Origin of the sequence: Clostridium nigeriense, assembly GCF_050585245.1 — a bacterium.
GTDB classification, from domain to species: Bacteria; Bacillota; Clostridia; order Clostridiales; family Clostridiaceae; genus Clostridium; species Clostridium nigeriense_A.
This window is the reverse complement of record NZ_JBNOOF010000002.1, coordinates 555,878-578,081: the sequence shown is the minus strand read 5'-3', so window position 1 is coordinate 578,081 and position 22,204 is coordinate 555,878. Positions and strand designations below refer to the sequence as shown.

Below are 22,204 nucleotides of genomic sequence, written 5' to 3'. Positions count from 1 at the left end.
CTTTCTAATATTAATATTTTTACTATTCATAATTTATACCTCCCATACAGAAATAAGTATTCTGTATGTATTAATTATATAAAAATACTATTTATTTTTCACTGATATTTGTACTCTAATAAAGGTATTATTATGCTATAAGTGATTCATTTAAAAATTAATATAGAACACTAAAATACTAAAAAACTATCTATAGATATTAACCTTAAAACCTAATTACCATCTCCTTGAAAAACATTTTCTTTAATAAAGAGATTTTCTTTAATAAATTTAACTATTAATCCTAATATAATTCCCAAAATAGCTGGAACTATCCAAGACAACCCTTCTCTATATAGGGGTAAATATGAAATCAGCTTTACTAATCTTCCATTATCTAATCCCATTTGTCCTATTGCATCAATTATACTTACAATACCTGTAAACAATATAGTTAATCCATAAATATATTTGTTATCCTTAAATATAGAATTAAACATTGAAAGTACAATAAGCATTATTGCAATTGGATATATAGCATTTAATATAGGACCTGATATACTAAGGATTTTAGTTAATCCCATATTAGCAATTATCATACTAAAAACAGTTAATAATCTTACCCAATTTTCATAAGATATTTTATTTGTTAATGTTGAAAAATATTGACTACATGAACTTATAAGCCCAACGCAAGTAGTTAAACATGCTAATGTGAATATTAAAGCTAATAATATTACTCCAGGCTTTCCGAATATGTAAGTTGTTATATTTGTTAATGTCTGAGCACCATTTTCTGTTACTCCAAATCTACCAGCACTTGTTGCTCCTAAATGAGCTAACATAGCATATATTATAGCAAGTAATATACCAGCTATAACTCCTGCCTTTATAGATACTGAAACCACTGTTTTCTCATCATTTACTCCTTTGGATCTTATAGCTACTGCAATTACTATTCCAAAATTTAAAGCTGCTATAGTATCCATTGTTAAATATCCATCTAAAAATCCTTTGAAAAATGAAGAAGTCTCATATCCATTTGTAGCTATCCCATATCCTCCTAAAGGTTTAAGAAATGAACCTATAACCATAACTAAAATTAATAGTAATAATGCTGGTGTTAGTACCTTTCCCATACGATCTACTAATTTACTTGGTGATAATGATAACCAATAAGATACAGCAAAGAATATAAGAGTATATAAAAATAATGCTAGCTTTACTGAAATATTTTCAGGCAAGTATGGTGCAACTGCCATTTCAAAAGGTAAACTTCCTGCTCTTGGAATACCGAGTCCAGGGCCAATAGATAAATATATTAATATAGTAAATATTGTTGCAAAAATTGGATTTACCCTTTTTGCTAAATTCGTTAATCCTCCTGATTTTGCTACAGCTATAACTCCTAATACTGGAAATCCAACTGCAGTAATAAAAAACCCTAATAATACTATCCAAGTTTTCTCTCCAGCTGATTCTCCCATAAATGGTGGAAATATTAAATTTCCAGCTCCAAAAAATAGTGAAAAAAGCATCAGCCCTATTAGTAATAGATCTTTTTTTGTTAAGTTTTTCATGTTATACCTCCTATATTATTTATTTTAATTATTATTAAAAGTAAAAAAGTACTTCTATGTAATTTTGCTTATTCCGTCGCAAGCTCCAAGTCATCGCAAAATTAATAGAAGCACTTCAGAGCTGAGGGAAGGAAATTATAAAATGTTATTCACATGGTAACCTCCTTATAATTTCCTAAATAATAAAAAAACCGTCCCTTGAAAAACAAGGGACGGAAATATCCGCGTTACCACCCTAATTCTATAAATATTTTTTAATAAAATATTTATAGCACTTAGTTACATATCAAACAATACGCTTATCTTTTAACGGTGAAAGATTCCGTCAATACTTACTATAATTTTCAGTATTGCTTCTCAGAGATGATTTTCAATTATCTTTTGAACATTGGCTTTCAGCATATACCAACTCTCTGTTGAACAAAATAATAATTTACTTTTTCTCTTCATAGAATTTTTAAATTATTTACTTTAATATTACAATCTTTTTATTTATATGTCAATATTATATTTTTTTTACAAATTCTGATTTTAATTTCATAGCACCAAAACCATCTATTTTACAATCTATATTATGATCGCCTTCAACTAATCTTATGTTTTTAACCTTAGTGCCTTGCTTTAATGGAGCCGAACTTCCCTTAACTTTTAAATCCTTAATTATAGTAACTGAATCTCCATCTTTTAATATATTTCCATTTGAATCTTTTACTACTAACTCATCTTCGTCTACTGTATTTTCTGAATTCAAAGTCCACTCATAAGCACATTCAGGACAAATTAAAAGACTACCATCTTCATACGTATATTCTGAGTTGCATTTTGGACAATTTGGCAAATTTATCATTAATTCATTTCCTCCGTTAGTTCAATATAATATATAATCATGTTTTACATTTATTTATACTATCATATATATAATATTTTTACAAATATTATACTATTTTATTCATATATACTTATTATTATCATATATAATTTTATTTATTTGTGTTCTAAATTAGTATAAATAACTTTAAATAGAAACAAACTAAAACAGGAATATATAAACAAAGGAGAATATTACGATGAATAAACTATTAAAGAACTTATTTTTATCAATATTATTAGTAAACTCATTCTTGATGCCATTAAAAGTAAATGCTATGGAAAACAATTTTTTTGGAGATTCATCTATAAATAAAACTAAATGTGATTTGAAAATGAACCAAAGACGATTATGGATAGACCACGTTTCATGGACTAGAAGCTTTATTGTAAGTGATATTGCTTCTCTTGAGGATAAAAGCATTGTATTAGAAAGACTTCTAAAAAATCAAGATGATATTGGCAATTCAATTAAACCATACTACGGTGAAGATGCTGGTAATAAGCTTTCAGCCCTATTAAAAGAACATATAGAGTTAGCTGGTAATGTTCTTGAAGCTGCAAAAAACAAAGATTCTAAAGCTCTAGAAAAAAATAATAAGCTTTGGTATGAAAATGCTGATAAAATTGCAGACTTTCTAAGTACAGCTAATCCTAATTATTCAAATAAGGTATTAAAAGATATGCTATATAAACACTTACAATTTGTTACTGATCAAGTTGTAGCTAGACTAAGTAATGATTGGAAGTCGGATATTACTGCATATGATAAAGGTGAAGATCATATGATTCACTTTGCTGATATTCTTTCTGATGGTATAATTAAACAATTCCCTGATAAATTTAAGTAAAGAATAATTTATAATTTAATTGAAGGGTCTCAATTAATTTACTGATTGAAACCCTCCTTTATCATCTATCAATATTTATATCAAAGAAATCTAAATCACTTATCTCATCTATTTGCCTTATTTCATCTAATACCCACCTATTTTCATATCTTATGAACTTCCAATATTCTTCGAAAGGTACTCTTCTATATTTATTCCCTTCTATTAAGTCACCAGTTGCTTCATTTATTAAATAATCTATAGATTTAGCCTTTATATGAACCCATACAATATCTTCTAAAACTCCTTCTTTATCTTTTATTGCAATAGGTGTTGCTTTTATCAATTTCATATTTTTAAGAATATTTTTCTCTTTTCTTACTTTCATCCACTCCGTTTTTGACCTATGTCTAACATATAGTTTTTCGCTCATAAATTCTTTTGCTATATCTTGATTTCTTTCCATCCATGCATCTTGAATCTTATAAAAAGCTTTCTCTATATCGTCTTTCATTTTATCATAATCCCAATTATAATCATTTTTACCTAAGTTTTTTATAGTTGAGATACTTTTTATCTTCTTTTTACTAAGCCTTACTTTAAAAATTATAACTCCTGCTGATGAAATACAAAAAAACATTCCGAGACTTATTATTGAAGAAATAGGATTGCTTCTACCATTGTATCTTCCTGAGGTTCCACTATGGTGTGAGCTACTACCGCCTCCACCGCCTCCTCCACCACCTCCTCCACTTCCGCCTCCTCCGGCTCTTGCAAAGGCATTTGATGGTATATTAATTACTAAAATCAATAAAATAATAGATATCATTCTTTTAAATATTTTTTTGTTTTCAACCACTTCACAACTCTCTTTCTCTTATTAAAACTACAATTTATTTCCTATATTAATATTTTAAAGTAAATTTAAAATATTAAAAAGGTATTTAAAGAAATTTTCTTTAAATACCTTCTGTCTATGAAAAGATTTGATTTTTACTATATTCATATTTATTATTTAATATATTTATCTAAGAAGTTAAATACCTTATCATAATAAGTTGTTGGATCTACATCTGGTGCAGAACCATGACCTGCTCCATCAATTACTAAAATATCTTTTTCACAATTGGCTGCTTCATATAATCTATATAACATTTCTGTAGGCACATATGTATCATTTCCACCATGAGTAAATAAAATTGGTGTTGTTGATTTTTTAACTTGTTCTAAGGCTGAAGCTTCATGAAAGTTATATTTAGCTCTAATATTAGTCACTAACTCCGCTACGTTTAAAATTGGAAAAGATTTTAATTTGAATCTTTCATATAATTGAGCTTCGAACATCTCTTGTACTGATGTATAACCACAATCCTCAACTATAGCCTTAACATTATTAGGTAAATCTTCTCCAGAAGTCATCATTACTGTAGCACCCCCCATAGATTCGCCATAAAGAACTATTTGTGAATTGCTATCTAAAGATAGAACATAGTCTATCCATAATAGCATATCTTTTCTATCTAACCATCCCATTCCAATATACTTTCCTTCACTATTACCATGAGCTCTCATATCTGGAGTTAATACATTATATCCTTGATTATAAAAATTTAATGCTATAGGTTGTACATCTTCATGACTAGATGTGTATCCATGAGCAATAATTACCCATTTATCACTTTCTTCATCTTGAAAATATAACTTTCCCCAAAGCTTTAGACCATCTTCAGATACTATTGTAGCTTCTTCAGTATTAACTTTTTTTAGCCAATTTTCAACATTTTCCTTAGATTTTTGTTTATTTATTATCTCAGCATCGGTTTCTATTGATTGAGGTGCATTAGGATCTATACTAGATAATGTTACTATTCCTTCTTGTCTCACAAGTGCATAATTAAAGAAATAGTTTCCAATATAAGCTAGTCCACCAATTAATAATAATATTATTGCAACTAAAATATATACCATTATTTTCCTTTTCTTATTCATCTATGTCCTCCTGATTATAGTATTTTATGTTTTATTATTTTATATACAAATATTTTGATTGTCAATATATTTGTATATAAAAAACTATACAGTGATAAACAAACTTTTATTTATCATTGTATAGCTATACTTTTATCTATTTATAACTTTTCCTTGTAATCCTTCAATAACATCTAAAGTTTTCTTATGCAACTCCTCATCAAAACTTGCACAAAGGTTTGCATCTACAACTATATTGGCATTTCTATATTGAGACTGAAACATAACAAAATTACTTACTACACAAATATTAGTAACTACACCCACTATCTCAATTTCATCTATATCTTGCCCAATTTCTTTTGATATTTTAATCATATCTTCAGGTGCTATACCAAATCCATATTTATCAAAATAATATGTATTTTCTTTTTCTTTAAATTCCTTTAAACTTCCAAATAGCTCATGACCATTAGTTCCCTTAATGCAATGTATTACTGGTAAATTCTTTCCTTCTCTAGTTTCTAAATAGTTTTCTTTATGAGTATCGTAAGTAAATAATACCTTATTCCCCTCATTTAAATATTCCCTTACTTTATTATATATTCCACCTTCTAAAGTTATAGCTTTATCGAATCCTAAAGCACCATCTACAAAATCCTTTTGATAATCAACAACTACTAACAACTTATTCATTAAAATCTCCTCCTAAATTTCATAAACTCAATACTTAATTTTACTATATCATATATAATTTTCTTATTTATAATAATTAACTCTCTTTTATTATATAAAAAATTTTTAATTTATCCATTTATATTATATAATATTCTTATGATATTTATTAAGAGGTGATTAATTTCTATGAATAATGAGCTAACTGAAGAGAACATAAAAAAATTAAGAGAAGAATTAGAATATAGAATGACTGTAAAAAGAGCCGAGATAGCTAAAGAAAAAGCTATAGCAGCAGCTCATGGTGATAGATCTGAAAATGCAGAGTATAAAGAAGCTTGTGCTAATTATAGAGCAAATGATAATAGAATACAATATCTATTAACCATGATTTCTACTGCTAATATTATAGCTGATGCTGAAATAGATAAATCTGTTTTAGGAGTTAATAGCAAAGCAAAAATAAAGTTTGTTGAAGATGACTTTGAAGATATAGTAACTTTAGTAACAGTTATGGATTCAGATCCTGAAAATATGTGTATAAGCATTGAATCAGATCTTGGATTAGCACTAAAAGGTAAAAAAGCTGGAGATATTGTTGAAGTAGTTGCTCCAGAAGATAAATATACAGTTGAGGTTATTGAAATATTATAAGATATAAGAATTATGAGAGGTACATTATGGAATTAAACTAACTGTTAACTATGTAATTAGAGACAAAAAAACTAAAGAAATTAGATGTACAGGTACGAGTAAGCATTGTTTTATGTCAAAGGATAATAAAATTCTTTCTTTAAAAAGATCCTTTCCTGAACTACATGAAATGTTTACTAATTATAAAAAAATATGCGATGAAAATTCAATAAGAAATTGATTCTACAGGACTCTGTAACATATTATGCTCTGTCTCCGTCACAGGCTCCAAGTCGACCTACGCATAATATGTTACAGAGTCCAAGACCAATACAATTTTATAGACTTAAGGATAACTAAAGGAGGAAATTCAGACGAGCTGAATTTCAACTAATACAAATTCTTTATTCCTTCTTCTAGTATTTGAAGTTGTAATAAGGTTTCTTCATCTTTAATTTTCTTTTCTTTATTATTTACTATAGTCTCATATAAATCATCATATACTCTTCCATAATCACCATTTACAGATTTAACTTTTTCCTCATGAATTGTACCTTCTTCATCTACATAAGTTAAAGTTCCATAGTGTTCAAAGGAGTCTATTCCAAAGTCTTTATTAGTAGGCATATCTTTGTAATACAAAAGGCAGATGATATCTATTTGTACTCTTTCCATTTCCTATATATCCAATTGTAAGTATAACATTCCTCCTAATTTGTAATTTTTATACTATTATATTAACTTATAATAAGTAAAATAAATATCAAAATTTAATATTCTTTAGTAAACTGGTATTGCTACATTCTTTATATAGTTACTATACTTTAATTATCTTTTACTTCTTCTTTAAACTCCCAAGTTAAACCATTATCCTTTGATTCATATAATGCATCACTATTTCCATTATAATCACCATCAGCACCTTGACCAACTAACATATTTAAAACTCCATTATCCTCAAAAGGCATTTCTGGAAAATCAAAAGGTTCTATCACAGTTCCACTATCTAAGGTTACTTCCCTCCTTGGAATATTTATTTGAGTAAATGTTAATCCGCCATCTTCACTTCTATATAAATCAGCTTCATCTCCTCCATTATGGGATAATGCTATAAATCCTAATTTTTCATTTATAAAAGTAATTCCAGATGCTCCCCCTAATCTACCTAAGAATGGATCATCATTTAATACTTCAAAGTTATTTCCTCCATCTGCAGTAACTTCTAATGAATAAGCTCTACTCCCTGCCGCAGCCCCAACTATTTTTAATCTATATCCAATATTATCAGTTAAATAATATTCTGGTTCTTCCCTATTTGATGAACTACTAGGTTTTTTAGTATTATTATCAACTGAGTTTAAAGGAGCTGATTTAACATTATTTAAATCATCAACTAAATTATATCTAAGAGGAGTAATTTCCTTTTCTCTATTTGGAACATATACCGACACTGTATATCCTATAACTTCTGATGCTGCCATACTCGGCATATTTGTTTTTCCTTCATTATCAATATAGACTATCCCATCTGTATTATATCCAAAACTTCTTTTACCATAATATAAAATAGCATATTTATTAGAATCCCATTTACTTACTGTATCTTTTAAAGGAATTACCTTCATTGTATCAAATAAGGGTTCTAACAATTTATCATCATTAAAATCCGGGGTCACATAACCATCTAGTGTTACTCTTATTTTATTAGATTTATTTATATCATAATTTACTAAGAAACTACTAACTTCATCTTTATCATTTTTACCATAAACAAAGGCATAGAAAGACTCTATTTCTCCTTTACTATTAAACTCTAAACTTAGACCTGTATCCGAAATATACATAGTTTCTGGCAAGTCTACCTTTTTACTAATATCCTCAAATATACCTTCTATTCCAGTATCATATATATTGTTATTATTAAGAGTTATATTTTTTTCATTTTTAAGTTCAAATAATAGCCAAGATAACTTACCATTAAAATTTAAAGCTGTCCTATAAATTTTCATACCATAATAGCCTGTAGTAAAAATAATTATTACTATTGATATCCATGTCCATACTGTTTTCATTAATGACTTTCTTCTTTTTTCTTCTTTAGAATGTAATATTTCTTTAAAGTAAGATACATCATAATCACTCTTATTATTAAAACTTAAAATAACTATCTCTTTATTTCTAATCTTTATATAAGCATATTTTTTATTTATTTTAAAAGACTTTATATCTTCTATATCTATTTCAATTCCAAGGTAATCATCTATCTTAATATAATCACTTGTAAAACTAAAGTTTTCAATAAGTTCATTTGGGTAATCACTCTGTTGCTTTATTATTAGTGCAATAAATGTTACTAAATATATAAAAAAGAATACTAAACATAAAATAAAAATATTAAGATTATTATCATATCTGCCAAATCTACATAGGGTATATAATTCATACATTGCTAATATATAAACTGCTATAAATAAAGGAAAACTTATCATTGATAAAAATATATTTTTAACCTTTATAATATTATATCGCCTCATTTAATCACCTCTTACATTACATAATTATACTCCTATTATTGTAAAAAGTATCCATAAACATTATGAAAATCTATTATCGAAATAAAAGAATCTGCGGTATAAACCACAGATTTTAAATTAAACTCTTTATTTCATTGATTCAATAACACCATCAACTAATGCATCCATATCTACAACATTCTTTTCATTCATTGCTGATAAAAGTGTTAGCTTATTATCTAATAATGTCATATTCTTCATTCCTGCAAAGAAATCTCCAATTAACTTACCAGTATTGCAAGCCCATGAACCATTTTCAATTAATGCAACTGTTCTCTTTTGAAGATTTAATGCCTTCATATCAATTAAGTAATTATGCATTGGAGGATATATTCCTGAATTATAAGTAACTGAAGCTATAACTAAATAACTAACTCTAAATGTTTCAGATATTAATGTAGAAACATGAGTATTAGAAACATCATACATTACTAAATTAGTTATTCCTTTTTCTACAAATTTAGTTGCAAGCACATTAGCTGCTGATTCAGTATTTCCATACATTGATGAATAAACTATCATAACACCTTCTTCTTCAGGTTCATATTTACTCCATTTATCATACTTTTCAATAAAGTATGATAAGTTATTTCTCCATACTGGTCCATGTAGAGGACATATCATTTTTATATCTAAATTTTACATCCTTTTAAAGTTTAGATTTTTCATAATTATATGGTATGCTTGTACCCACAACTACATCTTCAATTTTTTCAATTATTAACCAATCATCCATATTGCTCTGATGATCAAAATCCAATGTCTCTATTTCTTTAACTTCATTAAACTCTACTAAACAAAGGCATTTCTTATGCCAACGTATCCTTTGCTTTTCTGATAAATTAAGTTTTACTTTGTTTTCTTCAAATGTTTCATTTATTTCATCTTCAGTTAGTTTAGTGTAGTTTTCAACATTTGATACAATAGCAGAATGAGTAATTTTCATATTACCCTTTTCCATAAAATAAAGTTTCTCCCCAACAAAAACACGACTATGCGGAATTTTCCTTCCTGCTGCTCCCCTTACAACCATTGTCTTACTTCCTGAAATAATTTTATCAAGAACTTTTTCACCTTTTTTCCCAGAATTATCACAATAAACTAAATGTACCATAGTACTCCCCCATTATTATATATTTAATATATGAATATGTCAGGCTTATGCCTGACATATTTTAATTAATTAGAATTTAGGACTTATTTCTGTAGATTGAATTTTCTTTAAGTCCTTTTGTCTTAGTCTTGTTTCATCCATTATTTTATCCCAAGACTCACCTGCTATCATCATTTCCTTTGCTCTAGAATAAGCTGCATTTCTACTTTCTCTATTCATACTTCCTCCAAAAATAATTATTGTTAGCATAAACTTAACATTAATATTATTGGAAAATTCATTATATTTTATTACAATATATATTTATATAATATTTTTTATTTCTTTCTAATAAGTGGCCAAGCTCCAAACTACAAGTTAGTTTAATATGTATTTAAATAAACTTCTATATCTATACATCTGCATATTAATACTCAGAGTTTGGTATCCATTCTGTAAGTACATTTTATTTAAACTCTTGTATTTCTTTTGGCACAATATATTCTCCTTTAACCATTGCCCTTAATAATATAGTCTATATACTATATTAAACCATAAATATATGTAAACCTGTATAATAAATATAATTTTGTTGAAATAGATACAATAAAAAAAATCTGCGATATTTTATCGCAGATTTCTTTATTGTTAGTACTATATAAGTGTACGTGTGATGTACTATTTATTCATAGATTCAATAACACTTTCAACAAGTCCATCCATATCAACAATATTATCTTCCTTCATTGAAGATACTAATGAAAGCTTGTCATTTAATACGTTCATTCCCTTCATACCATCAAGGAATTGTCCCATTAGCTTTCCTGATTGAGTTGCCCAAGAACCATTTTCAATAAGAGCAACAGTTCTATTTTGAACATTAAGTGCTTTCATATCCATTAAATAGTTGTGCATTAATGGATAAATACCTAAATTATATGTTACAGAAGCTAAAACAATGTGACTAACTCTAAATGTCTCAGAAATTAATGTAGATACATGAGTATTAGAAACATCATACATAACTACATTTGTGATTCCTCTTTCAACAAATTTAGTTGCTAATGCATTAGCTGCTGATTCTGTATTGCCATACATAGAAGCGTATACTATCATTATAGCCTTTTCTTCTGGCTCATATTTACTCCATTTATCGTGCTTATCTATAAAATATTCTAAATTTGTACGCCAAACTGGTCCATGTAATGGACAAATCATCTTAATATCAAGAGTACTTGCCTTTTTAAGTAATGCTTGTACATGAGGACCATACTTACCAACTATATTAGTATAGTATCTTCTAGCATCATCAATCCAGTCACGTTCAAAATTCACTTCATCATTAAATAATTTTCCATCTAAAGCTCCGAAAGTTCCAAAAGCATCAGCTGAGAATAATACTCCATTCTTAGTATCGAAACTTACCATAACTTCTGGCCAGTGTACCATTGGTGCAGTTATGAACTTAATTTCATGCTTACCAAAAGACTTTACATCTCCATCTTTTACTTCTATTATTCTATTATCTACATCAAAACCAAATTGTCTCATTAATAAGAATGATTTTTCAGTACTTATTATTTTAACATTTGGATAACGAAGAATTATTTCTTCTATTGAAGCTCCATGGTCTGGCTCCATATGATTTATTACTAAATAATCAAGCTTTCTACCTTTTAAAACCGCTTCAATATTTTCTAAAAATTGTCTAGATATTGACCAATCTACAGTATCAAATAATACTGTTTTCTTATCCAATAATAAATATGAGTTATATGAAACCCCTCTTGGAATTGGATGAATATTCTCAAATAGAGCAAGACGTCTATCATTACCGCCTACCCAATAAAGGTCTTCAGTTACCTTTCTAACACAAAACATAAATTAATCCTCCTTTTGACTATGAAAATTTAAACTTTTGCTAAAGATTAAACCTCTATAAAATTAGATTTTTCTTCACCACAATCCGGACAAATCCATTCTTCTGGAAGGGCTTCAAATAGAGTTTCTGGTGCTACATCATTTTCTTCATCACCTATTGCTGGATCATATTCATATCCACAACCACTACATACATAAGTTTTCCATGTAGGAGTAGTCTTCTTAGGTATAGATCTCTTCATCTTTTTCATAGGAGGAGCATCCTTTTTTGGTTCTCCATTATCTAAAGCAGCTGTTAATAATGGCATTATTTCCATTATATCTCCAACTATACCATAATCGGAATTTTTAAATATTGGCGCATTAGGATTAGTATTGATAGCAACTATAGTTGTTGCATCCTTTATTCCTTTAAGATGTTGTCCTGCGCCTGATATACCACATGCTATATAAAGATTTCCATTAAACTTTTGTCCTGACATTCCAACGTAACGATTTAGAGGTAAATACTTTAATGTTTCAGCTACGGGACGAGATGATCCAATAGCTGCACCAGCTTGAATTGCTAAAGCCTTGGCAAGTTCCATATTCTTTTCTTCTCCAATTCCTCTACCTACGCTAACAACACGATCGGCTTTTTGTATTGGAGTATTAATATCTATTCCAACAGTAAAGTCATATCCATCAGCTTTTAATGCTTCTACAAGCTTGTCTACATTTTCTTTAGCAGTACCTTCCTTAAATATAACCTTCTTACGTACTCCTGTCAATGGGTCAGCCTTCTTCTTTGATTTTTTATCTCCCTTTGGCATCTTTCCTATTATATGAGAAGCTATAACTACTCTTTGTATTTCATTAGTTCCTTCATAAATAGTACAAATCTTAGCATCACGGTATGCTCTTTCAACTTCCATACCTTTTAAGTAGCCTGAACCTCCAAATATTTGTAAAGCATCATTGACTACTTCTAAACATATATCTGAAGCATACATCTTAGCCATAGCAGCTTCCATAGAATAAGACTCATGATTTTCTTTTAAATCTGCAGCGCTATATATTAATAATCTTGCAGCTCTTATTTTAGTTGCCATATCTGCTAATTTAAATGAAATGCCTTGTTGCTCAGCTATTGGTTTTCCAAATTGTACTCTTTCTTTGGAATATTCTAAAGCATTTTCATATGCACCTTGAGCAATACCTAATGCTTGAGCTGCAATTCCTATACGTCCACCATCAAGGGTTTGCATAGCTATGTTAAAGCCTTTTCCTTCTTTTCCCAATAAATTTTCTTTTGGTACTTTTACGTTATTAAATATTAATTCTGCTGTTGATGAAGAACGAATACCCATTTTATCGTAATGATCACCAAAAGTGAATCCTTCCCATCCTTTTTCAACTATAAAAGCACTAATGCCCTTAACACCAATATCTGGTGTAGTTACAGCAAATACAACATATGTATCAGCTTTATCTGCATTAGTTATAAATATTTTTCCACCATTTAAAATATAATAATCACCATCTAGTACAGCAGTTGTTTCAGTTCCACCTGCATCACTACCAGCATTTGGCTCAGTTAATCCAAAAGCAGCAATTTTTTCTCCACTTGCTAATGGTACTAAATACTTTTGTTTTTGCTCTTCAGTTCCAAAAGCAAATATAGGATAACTTCCTAATGAAACGTGAGCAGATAATATAACGCCTGTTCCACCATCTACTCTTGAAAGTTCTTCTACAGCAATAGCATAGCTAATAACATCTTGTCCTAATCCACCATATTCTTTTGGATATGGTGTACCCATTACACCCATTTTCCCTAATTTCTTAACAACTTCTGTTGGAAAAATGTTTTCCTTATCCCACATTAATGCCTGTGGTCTTATTTCTGCCTCTGCAAATTCTCTAATTTTTGCACGAAATTCTTCGTGTTGGTCTGTAGTCTTAAAAAACATAAACCTGCCTCCTTTTATTTCGCGTTTTATTTAAATAATTAAATAAAAAACACATTTACATTTGTAATAAACGCTAAAACTTATGCTGCAAATATTATTAAAATAACAAAATTTATTAATAAATTTTTTCTTTCTTAATAATAATTATTGTAAGACTAATACTATTCATTGTCAATTTATTCTGAAAATATTTGTAATTTTACATTTATTATATCTAAATTTTATAATTCTTAACAAATTTATCCACTAATATTTTATAAAATGTTAATGGAATCCATATCTATTTTTATACATTAAAAATAGAAAAATATATTTACTTCCTTTTATAAATATTATGCAATAAAGATGACTTTAATTATCCTAAAATAACATCTATTGAACATTCTCATACTGAAACTTCAAATACACAAAATAACTCTTCTGAAAATGTTATTTCTCCAATTCAAAATATAACTATTGAAGGGGAATAGTAAAATTAAAATGTAATGATTCAAATGGATGAAGCTCTTGCTTTCTTAGAAGTGATTGCTATTATGCATATCTAAAATCTCAAATTCAGCTTCACACTCTTCATGACTTATCTCTATATCTAAACTTAATTCTATTTCATTAAGTTTCATCTTATCTCTTTTTTTTGATAATTTTATATATTCATTTCTTATAGATTTAGCTATATACCCAATTATCTCTTTATTCTTAAATAAACTTTTATTATTCATCGGAATATTATTCAAAACTTTTATTAAATGTATAATCAAATCTTGTCTTGTATCTTCTTTATCTAATAATCTAGAATATTTACTTATCAAAGGGTTAAATATTTCTATAATTTCTAATAAAGAGTTATTATCTCCTTTTCTATACTTAATTATTTTTTTAACATATTATTTTCCATATATATCCCTCCCCTATATAATTATAAACAAACATATGTTCTATTTATAAACATAATTTTTTTATTTTTTATAATTTTTTTAGTTTACAATTTGCTTTAAATTCACTTTATAATTAATGACTAGTCACTCAAGCCGGCAATAAAAAGTATTAAAATTTCAAGGAGTGATTTTTATGGCAGAAATAATAATTAATACATATTCTGAAGATGGTATATGTTATCCCAAAATAAGCCTTAATATAAGAACTATCCCCTGTGCAACTACAGGGGTAATATTAGACCAGTATCATTTAGGAGAATCAGTTATTTATGACCAAGTGGTTATAACTGACAAATATACATGGATAAGCTGGACTAGTGGAAGTGGCAGAAGAGTTTATATGACAGTTAAAGATCAAACTACTGGGGAGAGATGGAGAGTGTGCGAAGATATTTCTGGTGCTCTAGTGGTTCTTGTAGTGGTGTTGGAATGCCTGGAGTACAAAAGATATTTATTGATTCTGGACACTGAGGAAATGATTCTGGAGCATTAAGAAATGGACTAAAAGAAAAAGATATTGTCCTTAGTATTGCTCAAAAATTAACAGGCTTATTTAACGCTAAAGGAATTCAGGTTTCTCATTCAAGATATTCTGATACTAGTGTGGAATTAGCTGAAAGAGCTGAAATGGCAAATAGCTGGGGCGCAGACCTTTTCATATCAATTCATGCTAATGCCCTTGATGGAAGTGGTAGTGCCTATGGTACAGAGTGCTATACTTATCCAAATAGCACAGCTGAAAATAAAAGATTGTCAGTAGATATTGCCTCATCAATTTCAAATAAAATTGGAGCTTACAACAGAGGACATAAAGAAGCTGATTTTGCAGTTCTAAGATTAACAAAAATGCCAGCTGTACTAATTGAAACTGCTATCAAAAAATTAATAAATATAAGAACCTCAAGTGACTCAGGAAAAGTTATTACATGGTTAATAGACTCAGGAAGTTATTCTGAAGAAGATATTAATAATTTTAAACATAGTGCATCTGTCTTTGGATCTAATATACAATTTGTTAAATCTAAAGCAGAATTTATTAACTATATAAATACTGGTAACATTTCAGGTGTTGGTAAAAGAATATATCCAATAATCAAATTCACTTTATTTGGTCATGGTGAAGTAGGAAAATTATTATTTGGTTCTAATTACAATATTGAAATAGCTGATTTTAACCAAATTAATAGCTCTGCATTCCAAAATACACATAGTATTTTCTATTCTTGTAATACAGCTACTGATGGAAATAATAGTTTCGCATATGCATGGAATCTTAAAACTAATGGAGTAACAGAAGCTGTTGTATACAGAACAGAATACGCTTTCATATCTCTCAATGAAAATGCTTCTATAGTTGAAAGAGGTGCAGTAAAAGCTTTAAGAACTCAAACTGGGTACATCCCGGCTGGATCTTCTAATTATCCAATTCCAGCTAAAGAAGATAATGCATACTGGGTTACTTTTTAATTTTTAAACTGGCTAATATAAAAAAAATAATTATAATAATTAAAATAGGATATATCTTTAATTTATAAAAAATCATACTATCATATAGTGTTACGTATTTGTTCTTAGGATACCATTCTTTAACATCAAAACTAACCTCATTAAATCTTGAATAACCTTCTTTAAATTCTCCATAAACAACAAATTCACTATATGAAGGAATTCCCTGCCTAAATGTTGATATACTTTTAAATGGAGTATTTCCAATTAAATTTACAGTATCTCTTGAAATTGTTTTGTCAGGTAAAGTGTCTAGAAATCTATCTAAATGTTCTTGGCCACCAATAACTTTAGGCCCACCACTCCATTCATGACATTGAATCTCTAATCTTATCAAGTTGTCATATTCATATCTATCTCTTTCTGGCATTTTATAGGGTAAAAAAGGAATTACAATTAAAATAATGAAAATAATAATTAATAAGAATTTTAATTTATATAATTTCATATCTACTTCCTTCCCAAATTCTTATTTAATATTATATCACATTTAATTTTATTTTTTTTAAAAGTTATATTCTAACACATAACCTCTAACTTATAAAAGAAGCTACTACTATTGGAAATATATTTACACTATATAGTTTTGTTGGTATGATTCTTAATTCAGGATAGATTTGGATTATCAAGAATATCTAGTAATTATTATACTAATGTTAGTAAAGTAGAAGCTTATTTTTCAGATGCAAGTCTTGTTGCTTATAATCTTGATATTTTTAGAATCTATTTCTTTTTCGATGTGGAAATGATTGAAGCAAATGATTGAAGCGATTGATAGATTTCCTTATCTTATTAATATGACTGGTGATAGTTGCTAGTTAATAATTTATAAAATATATAACTTAATAAAATTTCGCTAAAAGTAATTTTCACGAAGAAATTAAAAATTACACTTTTAAGCTACTTATAGGATATTAAAATTTGAAAAAGTCATGATTTTTAGTTTAATATAAATAAACTTATGTAAAAAGGTACTATTTCGTAGTGTCAGTTACTAAATAATACCTTTTTTATTATTCTATTTTACTACTTTTAACTTTGTAGCATAATTCCAATTCTCACCTCATATCTTATAGTTATATATTTCTACATTAATCCAATATCATTTCTAAAATACTTATCTATAAATTTCACTTTATTTATAGAATTATATGCATCTTTTCTGGCTTCATCAACTGTATTTCCTACTCCAACTACAGAAAGTACTCTTCCACCATTAGTTCTTAATATATTATCTTCTAAAGTTGCTCCTGCTAAAAATACTTTATCTTTAATTTCATCTTCAATGCTTATTTCATAACCCTTTGTAAAACTTCCTGGATAACCTTTTGATGCTAAAACTACATTTACGCAAGCTCCTGACTTCCACTTAACTTCGGTCTTATATAATTCATCTCTTAATGCAGCTTCTATAATTTCTAGCAAATCACTTTCCATTAAATAAAGAACAGATTGAGTTTCTGGATCACCCATTCTTACATTGTATTCTAAAAGATATGAACCTTTCTTCGTTATCATAAGTCCAAAGAAGATAATTCCTTTAAAGTCAAAACCTTCTTCTCTTATACCAACTAAAGTTTTTTTCATAATATTTTCTTCAAAATCTCTTAATACTTCATCTGTTACATATGGATTTGGTGCTAAAACTCCCATTCCTCCGGTGTTTGGCCCTTTTCCTCCATCAAATATTTGCTTGTGATCTTTTGCAGAAATAAATGGAATTATAGTTTGTCCATCAGTGATTGAAAGAATTGATGCTTCAACTCCTTCTAAAAACTCTTCTATAACAATTTTTTCGCCAGCTCCTTTAAATATATCATCTATCATAAAGGATTTTACTGCATTTATTGCCTCTTCTTTATTTTCACAAATAGCAACACCTTTTCCTGCTGCTAATCCATCAGCCTTAACTACTATAGGATAACTACAGCCTTCTAAATAATCTAAGGCTTTATGTGAATCATAGAACACTTCATATTCAGCTGTTTTAACTCCATACTTTTTCATAAAATCTTTAGAAAAACTTTTACTACCTTCAAGTCTTGAAGCTTCCTTACTAGGTCCAAAAATTTTCAGTCCATTATCCTTAAATTTATCTACTATGCCCTTAGTTAATGGATCTTCTGGTCCAACAACTGTTAATTCAATTGAGTTATTTAAAGCAAATTCTAAAAGTTCATCTATATCAGTTATATTTATATTTTCACATTTAGGCTCTTTAGCAGTTCCCCCATTACCAGGAGCTACATATATTTTTTCTACTCTATTATTCTTAGCTATTTTCCATGCTAAAGCATGCTCTCTTCCACCAGATCCAATTAATAATATTTTCATTAAATCCCCCCAAAATTAATTGATAATTCATAATTGGTAATTGTTGAAATGACTCAACATAGTTGAGTCATTAAATAAAAGAAATTCTTTAAGAATTTCATCCTTAATTATGCATTATCCATTACGCATTATGCATTATTTATATTTAGTGTTTGAAGTGTCTAATTCCAGTAAACACCATTGCTATTCCATGTTCATTACAAGCATCTATAGATTCTTGATCTCTTATTGATCCTCCTGGCTGAATTATGGCTTTTATTCCATTTTTAGCGCATTCATCTACTACATCTCTAAATGGGAAGAAAGCATCTGATGCTAATACTGTAGCTCCTTCTCCTCTTTGAAGTGCTTCTTCAGTAGCCCAAATTCTATTAACTTGTCCACCACCAATTCCTACTGCTACGCCATCTTTTATTGCAACTATCGCATTAGATTTAACGTATTTAACTACTTTCATCCCAAATAGTAAATCCTTCATTTCTTTTTCAGTTGGTGTTTTTTCAGTAACTACTTTTACATCATTAATTAACTTACTATCTTCTTCTTGAACTAATATACCGCCATCTACTGTAACCATATATTTTTTAGCCTTTGGTTCATTAGTACATTTTATTACTCTTAAATTCTTTTTAGTTCTTAATACTTCTAAAGCATCTTCATCATAATCTGGTGCTGCTACTACTTCTAAAAATATTTTAACCATTTCTTCTGCTGTTGATTTATCTATTTTTCTATTTATAGCAACTATTCCACCAAAAATAGACGTTGGGTCTGCATCATGAGCTTTTTTATAAACTTCAAAAGGGGCTTCTCCTATAGCAACTCCACAAGGAGTATTATGTTTAAGTCCACAGCAAGCAACTTCTTCAAATTCGCATGCAACCTTCCAAGCAATATCTAAGTCCTTAATGTTGTTATAAGATAACTCTTTTCCATTTAATATTTCAAAACTATTCATTGCTCCATCAAATTCATTTGAGCTATAGTAAGCTGCACTTTGATGAGGGTTTTCTCCATATCTTAAGCCTTGCTTTTTCTTATATGATATTGAAAGATACTCTGGATATTCTTCATCCTCAAGTAAGAAATTAGATATTGCAGCATCATATGCACTCATTAAATTAAATACTTTTCCAGCTAATTTCTTTCTTAATGATACTGAAACATCTCCATTTTCATTTATTTCTTCCATAACAGCTTTATAATCTTCCTTATCTGATATTACAATAACATCTTTAAAGTTTTTTGCTGCTGCTCTAAGCATAGTTGGTCCACCAATATCTATAAATTCAACTTTTTCATCAAAGCTTAAGTCTTCTCTAACCTTTTGGAAGAAAGGGTATAAATTAACTATAACCATATCTATAGTTTCAATATTTCTTTCTTTAATAGTATTCATATGCTCTTCATTATCTCTTATAGCAAGAATACCCGCATGTATAATTGGATGAAGAGTTTTAACTCTTCCATCTAGCATTTCTGGGAAATTAGTAACTTCGTTAACTTCTATTACATTAACCCCATTTTCTTTTAGATGCCTATATGTTCCACCTGTAGATATTATTTCTACTCCCTTATCTTGCAAAAAGTTAGAAAATTCTAAAATACCATCTTTATCAAAAACACTTACTAATGCTCTTTTTATCATTTTAAATAACTCCTTTTTTAATGGATAATTCATAATTGATACTGCATAATTATTGATGAAATTTCTCCAGAATTTCTTTAATTTATCAACTCAGTTTCAGTGAGTTATATCCATAATTATCAATTATCCTCTATTAATTATCAATTTACTCTATTCTCGTCTTGCCATTTATGATTTCAATTTTATTTCTAGTTATTAAATCGATTGCCTTAGGTAATAAAATATGTTCTTTTTCAAGAACTCTTTTTTGCAATTCTTCCTTTGTATCTTCAAAATAAACTGGTACAACTTCTTGAAGAATTATTGCTCCCCCATCTACTTCTTCATTAACAAAATGTACAGTACAACCAGTATATTTTACTCCAGAACTTATAACTGCTTCATGAACCTTTAATCCATACATCTTCGGTCCACAAAAACTAGGTATTAAAGATGGATGAATATTAATAATTCTATCTTTAAACTCTCTAAGAATATTTCCTTGAAGTATTGAAAGATAACCTGCTAGAACTATTAAATCAACTTTTCCCTTAGTTAATTCTAATATTCTATCTGATGTCTTATCTCCGTAATCTTTTTTATTTACTACATAGCTTTTTATCCCCTTAAGCTTAGCTCTTTCTAATGCATATATTCCCTCTTTACTTCCTATAACCATTTCAATTTTACAATTTAAATTTTCATTATCTATTGAATCTATTATTGATTGAAGGTTTGTCCCTCCTCCTGATGCAAGCACTGCTATTTTAAACAACAACCTTCACCTCCAGATGTTATATAACCTATTTCATAAGCTTTTTCCCCCATTTCAATTAATGCTTTTATAATAGGATTTACATCTGCTTCATCTACACATAATACAAAACCAATTCCCATGTTAAAGGTATTATACATATGATCTTTATTAACACCTTTTTCTATTATTTTTTCAAAAACTAAAGGTAATGGATAACTATCTTTATTTATAACAGCTGTTAATCCTTCCTCATTAAACATTCTTGGAACATTTTCAATAAATCCTCCACCTGTAATATGAGCCATTCCTTTTATATCAAAGCTTTCAAGTAGTTTTAAAATTGGTTTAACATAAATTTTAGTTGGAGTTATCAAAGTCTTCCAAGCTTCTTTTCCACCTAAATCTTCATTTAAATCTGAAAATAATTTCCTAACTAAAGAATATCCATTCGAATGTAATCCAGAAGATGCAATTCCAATAAGCTTATCTCCTACTTTTATATTCTTACCATTTATTATTTTATCTTTATCAACTATTCCTACTGCAAATCCAGCCATATCATATTCGCCATCTTTATAAAATCCAGGCATTTCCGCTGTTTCTCCACCAACTAAAGCACAATCACCTTGAATGCATCCTTCTGAAATTCCCTTAACTAAATCTGCTGCTACTTCTGCCTGAAGCTTTCCACATGCTATATAATCTAAGAAAAATAATGGTTTAGCTCCATGGCATAAAATATCATTAACACACATAGCTACACAATCTATTCCAACTGTATCATATTTTTTAGTTTTAAATGCTATATCAAGTTTAGTTCCAACTCCATCTGTTCCTGAAACCAAAACAGGCTTTTTATATCCTTCTGGAAGTTCAACCATTCCAGCAAAACTTCCAAGACCATTTAAAACATATTCACTCATAGTTCTGCTTGCATATTCTTTTATAAGTTTTACTGATCTATATCCTTCTTCTATATTAACTCCAGCTTCTTTATAAGTTATCATTTTACAC

At 28.4% G+C, this 22,204-nt stretch carries 20 protein-coding genes, 2 pseudogenes and 1 other annotated feature; of the genes and pseudogenes, 4 read left to right on the top strand and 18 right to left on the bottom strand.

Features of this window, described 5'->3' with window-relative positions:
* Positions 1-212: 212 nt before the first annotated feature.
* Together brnQ and ACQPUY_RS06045 are read right to left on the bottom strand one after the other, a co-directional pair.
* Positions 213-1,559, bottom strand: a complete 1,347-nt coding sequence (gene brnQ, locus ACQPUY_RS06050) for a branched-chain amino acid transport system II carrier protein (RefSeq protein ID WP_430840224.1) — start codon at positions 1,557-1,559, stop codon at positions 213-215.
* A 205-nt stretch (positions 1,560-1,764) separates the two neighbouring features.
* Positions 1,765-2,018, bottom strand: a binding site (T-box leader).
* A 46-nt stretch (positions 2,019-2,064) separates the two neighbouring features.
* The gene (locus ACQPUY_RS06045; protein ID WP_430840223.1) at positions 2,065-2,406 is read right to left on the bottom strand and encodes a zinc ribbon domain-containing protein YjdM; all 342 of its coding nucleotides are present in this window, start codon (positions 2,404-2,406) and stop codon (positions 2,065-2,067) included.
* Between the two features lie 220 nt (positions 2,407-2,626).
* Between ACQPUY_RS06045 and ACQPUY_RS06040 the strand changes: the two genes are divergently transcribed.
* On the top strand, positions 2,627-3,277 hold the full coding sequence (locus ACQPUY_RS06040; RefSeq protein WP_430840222.1) for a glycosyltransferase: 651 nt from the start codon (positions 2,627-2,629) through the stop codon (positions 3,275-3,277).
* A gap of 61 nt (positions 3,278-3,338) precedes the next feature.
* Here ACQPUY_RS06040 and ACQPUY_RS06035 read toward each other — a convergent pair whose 3' ends face one another.
* The 3 genes from ACQPUY_RS06035 to ACQPUY_RS06025 all read right to left on the bottom strand — a co-directional run bounded on the left by ACQPUY_RS06035 (position 3,339) and on the right by ACQPUY_RS06025 (position 5,920).
* On the bottom strand, positions 3,339-4,115 hold the full coding sequence (locus ACQPUY_RS06035; protein ID WP_430840221.1) for a Tim44 domain-containing protein: 777 nt from the start codon (positions 4,113-4,115) through the stop codon (positions 3,339-3,341).
* 152 nt (positions 4,116-4,267) lie between these two features.
* Positions 4,268-5,245, bottom strand: coding sequence for an alpha/beta hydrolase (locus tag ACQPUY_RS06030; RefSeq protein ID WP_430840220.1), 978 nt, complete (start codon positions 5,243-5,245; stop codon positions 4,268-4,270).
* A 132-nt stretch (positions 5,246-5,377) separates the two neighbouring features.
* Complete coding sequence (locus tag ACQPUY_RS06025) at positions 5,378-5,920, bottom strand: cysteine hydrolase family protein (protein ID WP_430840219.1); 543 nt, start codon at positions 5,918-5,920, stop codon at positions 5,378-5,380.
* A 168-nt stretch (positions 5,921-6,088) separates the two neighbouring features.
* Here ACQPUY_RS06025 and ACQPUY_RS06020 point away from each other — a divergent pair, with 168 nt between their 5' ends.
* Positions 6,089-6,553 (top strand): GreA/GreB family elongation factor, encoded by a 465-nt coding sequence (locus tag ACQPUY_RS06020; RefSeq protein ID WP_430840218.1) that lies wholly within the window; start codon positions 6,089-6,091, stop codon positions 6,551-6,553.
* A 369-nt stretch (positions 6,554-6,922) separates the two neighbouring features.
* On the opposite strand, the pseudogene ACQPUY_RS06015 reads toward ACQPUY_RS06020, so the two are convergent.
* The 8 genes and pseudogenes from ACQPUY_RS06015 to ACQPUY_RS05980 all read right to left on the bottom strand — a co-directional run.
* Positions 6,923-7,174: pseudogene (locus tag ACQPUY_RS06015) on the bottom strand (NAD(P)-dependent oxidoreductase); the annotation flags it as partial.
* Positions 7,175-7,356: 182 nt separating this feature from the next.
* Positions 7,357-9,066, bottom strand: coding sequence for a WD40/YVTN/BNR-like repeat-containing protein (locus ACQPUY_RS06010; RefSeq protein WP_430840217.1), 1,710 nt, complete (start codon positions 9,064-9,066; stop codon positions 7,357-7,359).
* Between the two features lie 126 nt (positions 9,067-9,192).
* Positions 9,193-9,741, bottom strand: a pseudogene (locus tag ACQPUY_RS06005) (flavodoxin domain-containing protein); the annotation flags it as partial.
* Between the two features lie 13 nt (positions 9,742-9,754).
* Entirely contained in the window at positions 9,755-10,219 is a 465-nt protein-coding gene (locus ACQPUY_RS06000) for a hypothetical protein (protein ID WP_430840216.1), read from the bottom strand.
* A 69-nt stretch (positions 10,220-10,288) separates the two neighbouring features.
* Positions 10,289-10,438: a hypothetical protein gene (locus tag ACQPUY_RS05995; protein WP_168354877.1), complete on the bottom strand. Its 150-nt coding sequence runs from the start codon at positions 10,436-10,438 to the stop codon at positions 10,289-10,291.
* A 438-nt stretch (positions 10,439-10,876) separates the two neighbouring features.
* Entirely contained in the window at positions 10,877-12,079 is a 1,203-nt protein-coding gene (locus tag ACQPUY_RS05990) for an FprA family A-type flavoprotein (protein ID WP_430840215.1), read from the bottom strand.
* A 47-nt stretch (positions 12,080-12,126) separates the two neighbouring features.
* Complete coding sequence (locus ACQPUY_RS05985; protein ID WP_430840214.1) at positions 12,127-14,031, bottom strand: acyl-CoA dehydrogenase family protein; 1,905 nt, start codon at positions 14,029-14,031, stop codon at positions 12,127-12,129.
* A 515-nt stretch (positions 14,032-14,546) separates the two neighbouring features.
* On the bottom strand, positions 14,547-14,840 hold the full coding sequence (locus tag ACQPUY_RS05980; RefSeq protein ID WP_430840213.1) for a hypothetical protein: 294 nt from the start codon (positions 14,838-14,840) through the stop codon (positions 14,547-14,549).
* A 259-nt stretch (positions 14,841-15,099) separates the two neighbouring features.
* On the opposite strand from ACQPUY_RS05980, the gene ACQPUY_RS05975 reads away from it, so the two are divergent.
* Together ACQPUY_RS05975 and ACQPUY_RS05970 are read left to right on the top strand one after the other, a co-directional pair.
* The gene (locus ACQPUY_RS05975; RefSeq protein ID WP_430840212.1) at positions 15,100-15,459 is read left to right on the top strand and encodes an SH3 domain-containing protein; all 360 of its coding nucleotides are present in this window, start codon (positions 15,100-15,102) and stop codon (positions 15,457-15,459) included.
* A gap of 23 nt (positions 15,460-15,482) precedes the next feature.
* Positions 15,483-16,433 (top strand): N-acetylmuramoyl-L-alanine amidase family protein, encoded by a 951-nt coding sequence (locus tag ACQPUY_RS05970; RefSeq protein WP_430840261.1) that lies wholly within the window; start codon positions 15,483-15,485, stop codon positions 16,431-16,433.
* Here the strand turns inward: ACQPUY_RS05970 and ACQPUY_RS05965 are convergent.
* From ACQPUY_RS05965 to purM, 5 genes are all read right to left on the bottom strand, one after another.
* Positions 16,423-16,920: a hypothetical protein gene (locus ACQPUY_RS05965; protein ID WP_430840211.1), complete on the bottom strand. Its 498-nt coding sequence runs from the start codon at positions 16,918-16,920 to the stop codon at positions 16,423-16,425. The genes ACQPUY_RS05970 and ACQPUY_RS05965 overlap by 11 nt on opposite strands.
* A gap of 638 nt (positions 16,921-17,558) precedes the next feature.
* Positions 17,559-18,806: a phosphoribosylamine--glycine ligase gene (gene purD, locus ACQPUY_RS05960; protein ID WP_430840210.1), complete on the bottom strand. Its 1,248-nt coding sequence runs from the start codon at positions 18,804-18,806 to the stop codon at positions 17,559-17,561.
* Between the two features lie 145 nt (positions 18,807-18,951).
* On the bottom strand, positions 18,952-20,454 hold the full coding sequence (gene purH, locus ACQPUY_RS05955; protein ID WP_430840209.1) for a bifunctional phosphoribosylaminoimidazolecarboxamide formyltransferase/IMP cyclohydrolase: 1,503 nt from the start codon (positions 20,452-20,454) through the stop codon (positions 18,952-18,954).
* A 145-nt stretch (positions 20,455-20,599) separates the two neighbouring features.
* Positions 20,600-21,208, bottom strand: a complete 609-nt coding sequence (gene purN / locus ACQPUY_RS05950) for a phosphoribosylglycinamide formyltransferase (RefSeq protein ID WP_430840260.1) — start codon at positions 21,206-21,208, stop codon at positions 20,600-20,602.
* The gene (purM, locus tag ACQPUY_RS05945) at positions 21,196-22,197 is read right to left on the bottom strand and encodes a phosphoribosylformylglycinamidine cyclo-ligase (RefSeq protein WP_430840208.1); all 1,002 of its coding nucleotides are present in this window, start codon (positions 22,195-22,197) and stop codon (positions 21,196-21,198) included. Before purM ends, purN begins: the two co-directional genes overlap by 13 nt.
* Positions 22,198-22,204 lie beyond the last annotated feature (7 nt).

Bases quoted from the DNA above. Each gene is read 5' to 3' on its own strand.
- brnQ (WP_430840224.1), bottom strand. From the start codon at position 1,559: ATGAAAAACTTAACAAAAAAAGATCTATTACTAATAGGGCTGATGCTT.
- ACQPUY_RS06045 (WP_430840223.1), bottom strand. From the start codon at position 2,406: ATGATAAATTTGCCAAATTGTCCAAAATGCAACTCAGAATATACGTAT.
- ACQPUY_RS06040 (WP_430840222.1), top strand. From the start codon at position 2,627: ATGAATAAACTATTAAAGAACTTATTTTTATCAATATTATTAGTAAAC.
- ACQPUY_RS06030 (WP_430840220.1), bottom strand. From the start codon at position 5,245: ATGAATAAGAAAAGGAAAATAATGGTATATATTTTAGTTGCAATAATA.
- ACQPUY_RS06025 (WP_430840219.1), bottom strand. From the start codon at position 5,920: ATGAATAAGTTGTTAGTAGTTGTTGATTATCAAAAGGATTTTGTAGAT.
- ACQPUY_RS06020 (WP_430840218.1), top strand. From the start codon at position 6,089: ATGAATAATGAGCTAACTGAAGAGAACATAAAAAAATTAAGAGAAGAA.
- ACQPUY_RS06010 (WP_430840217.1), bottom strand. From the start codon at position 9,066: ATGAGGCGATATAATATTATAAAGGTTAAAAATATATTTTTATCAATG.
- ACQPUY_RS06000 (WP_430840216.1), bottom strand. From the start codon at position 10,219: ATGGTACATTTAGTTTATTGTGATAATTCTGGGAAAAAAGGTGAAAAA.
- ACQPUY_RS05995 (WP_168354877.1), bottom strand. From the start codon at position 10,438: ATGAATAGAGAAAGTAGAAATGCAGCTTATTCTAGAGCAAAGGAAATG.
- ACQPUY_RS05990 (WP_430840215.1), bottom strand. From the start codon at position 12,079: ATGTTTTGTGTTAGAAAGGTAACTGAAGACCTTTATTGGGTAGGCGGT.
- ACQPUY_RS05985 (WP_430840214.1), bottom strand. From the start codon at position 14,031: ATGTTTTTTAAGACTACAGACCAACACGAAGAATTTCGTGCAAAAATT.
- ACQPUY_RS05975 (WP_430840212.1), top strand. From the start codon at position 15,100: ATGGCAGAAATAATAATTAATACATATTCTGAAGATGGTATATGTTAT.
- ACQPUY_RS05965 (WP_430840211.1), bottom strand. From the start codon at position 16,920: ATGAAATTATATAAATTAAAATTCTTATTAATTATTATTTTCATTATT.
- purD (WP_430840210.1), bottom strand. From the start codon at position 18,806: ATGAAAATATTATTAATTGGATCTGGTGGAAGAGAGCATGCTTTAGCA.
- purH (WP_430840209.1), bottom strand. From the start codon at position 20,454: ATGATAAAAAGAGCATTAGTAAGTGTTTTTGATAAAGATGGTATTTTA.
- purM (WP_430840208.1), bottom strand. From the start codon at position 22,197: ATGATAACTTATAAAGAAGCTGGAGTTAATATAGAAGAAGGATATAGA.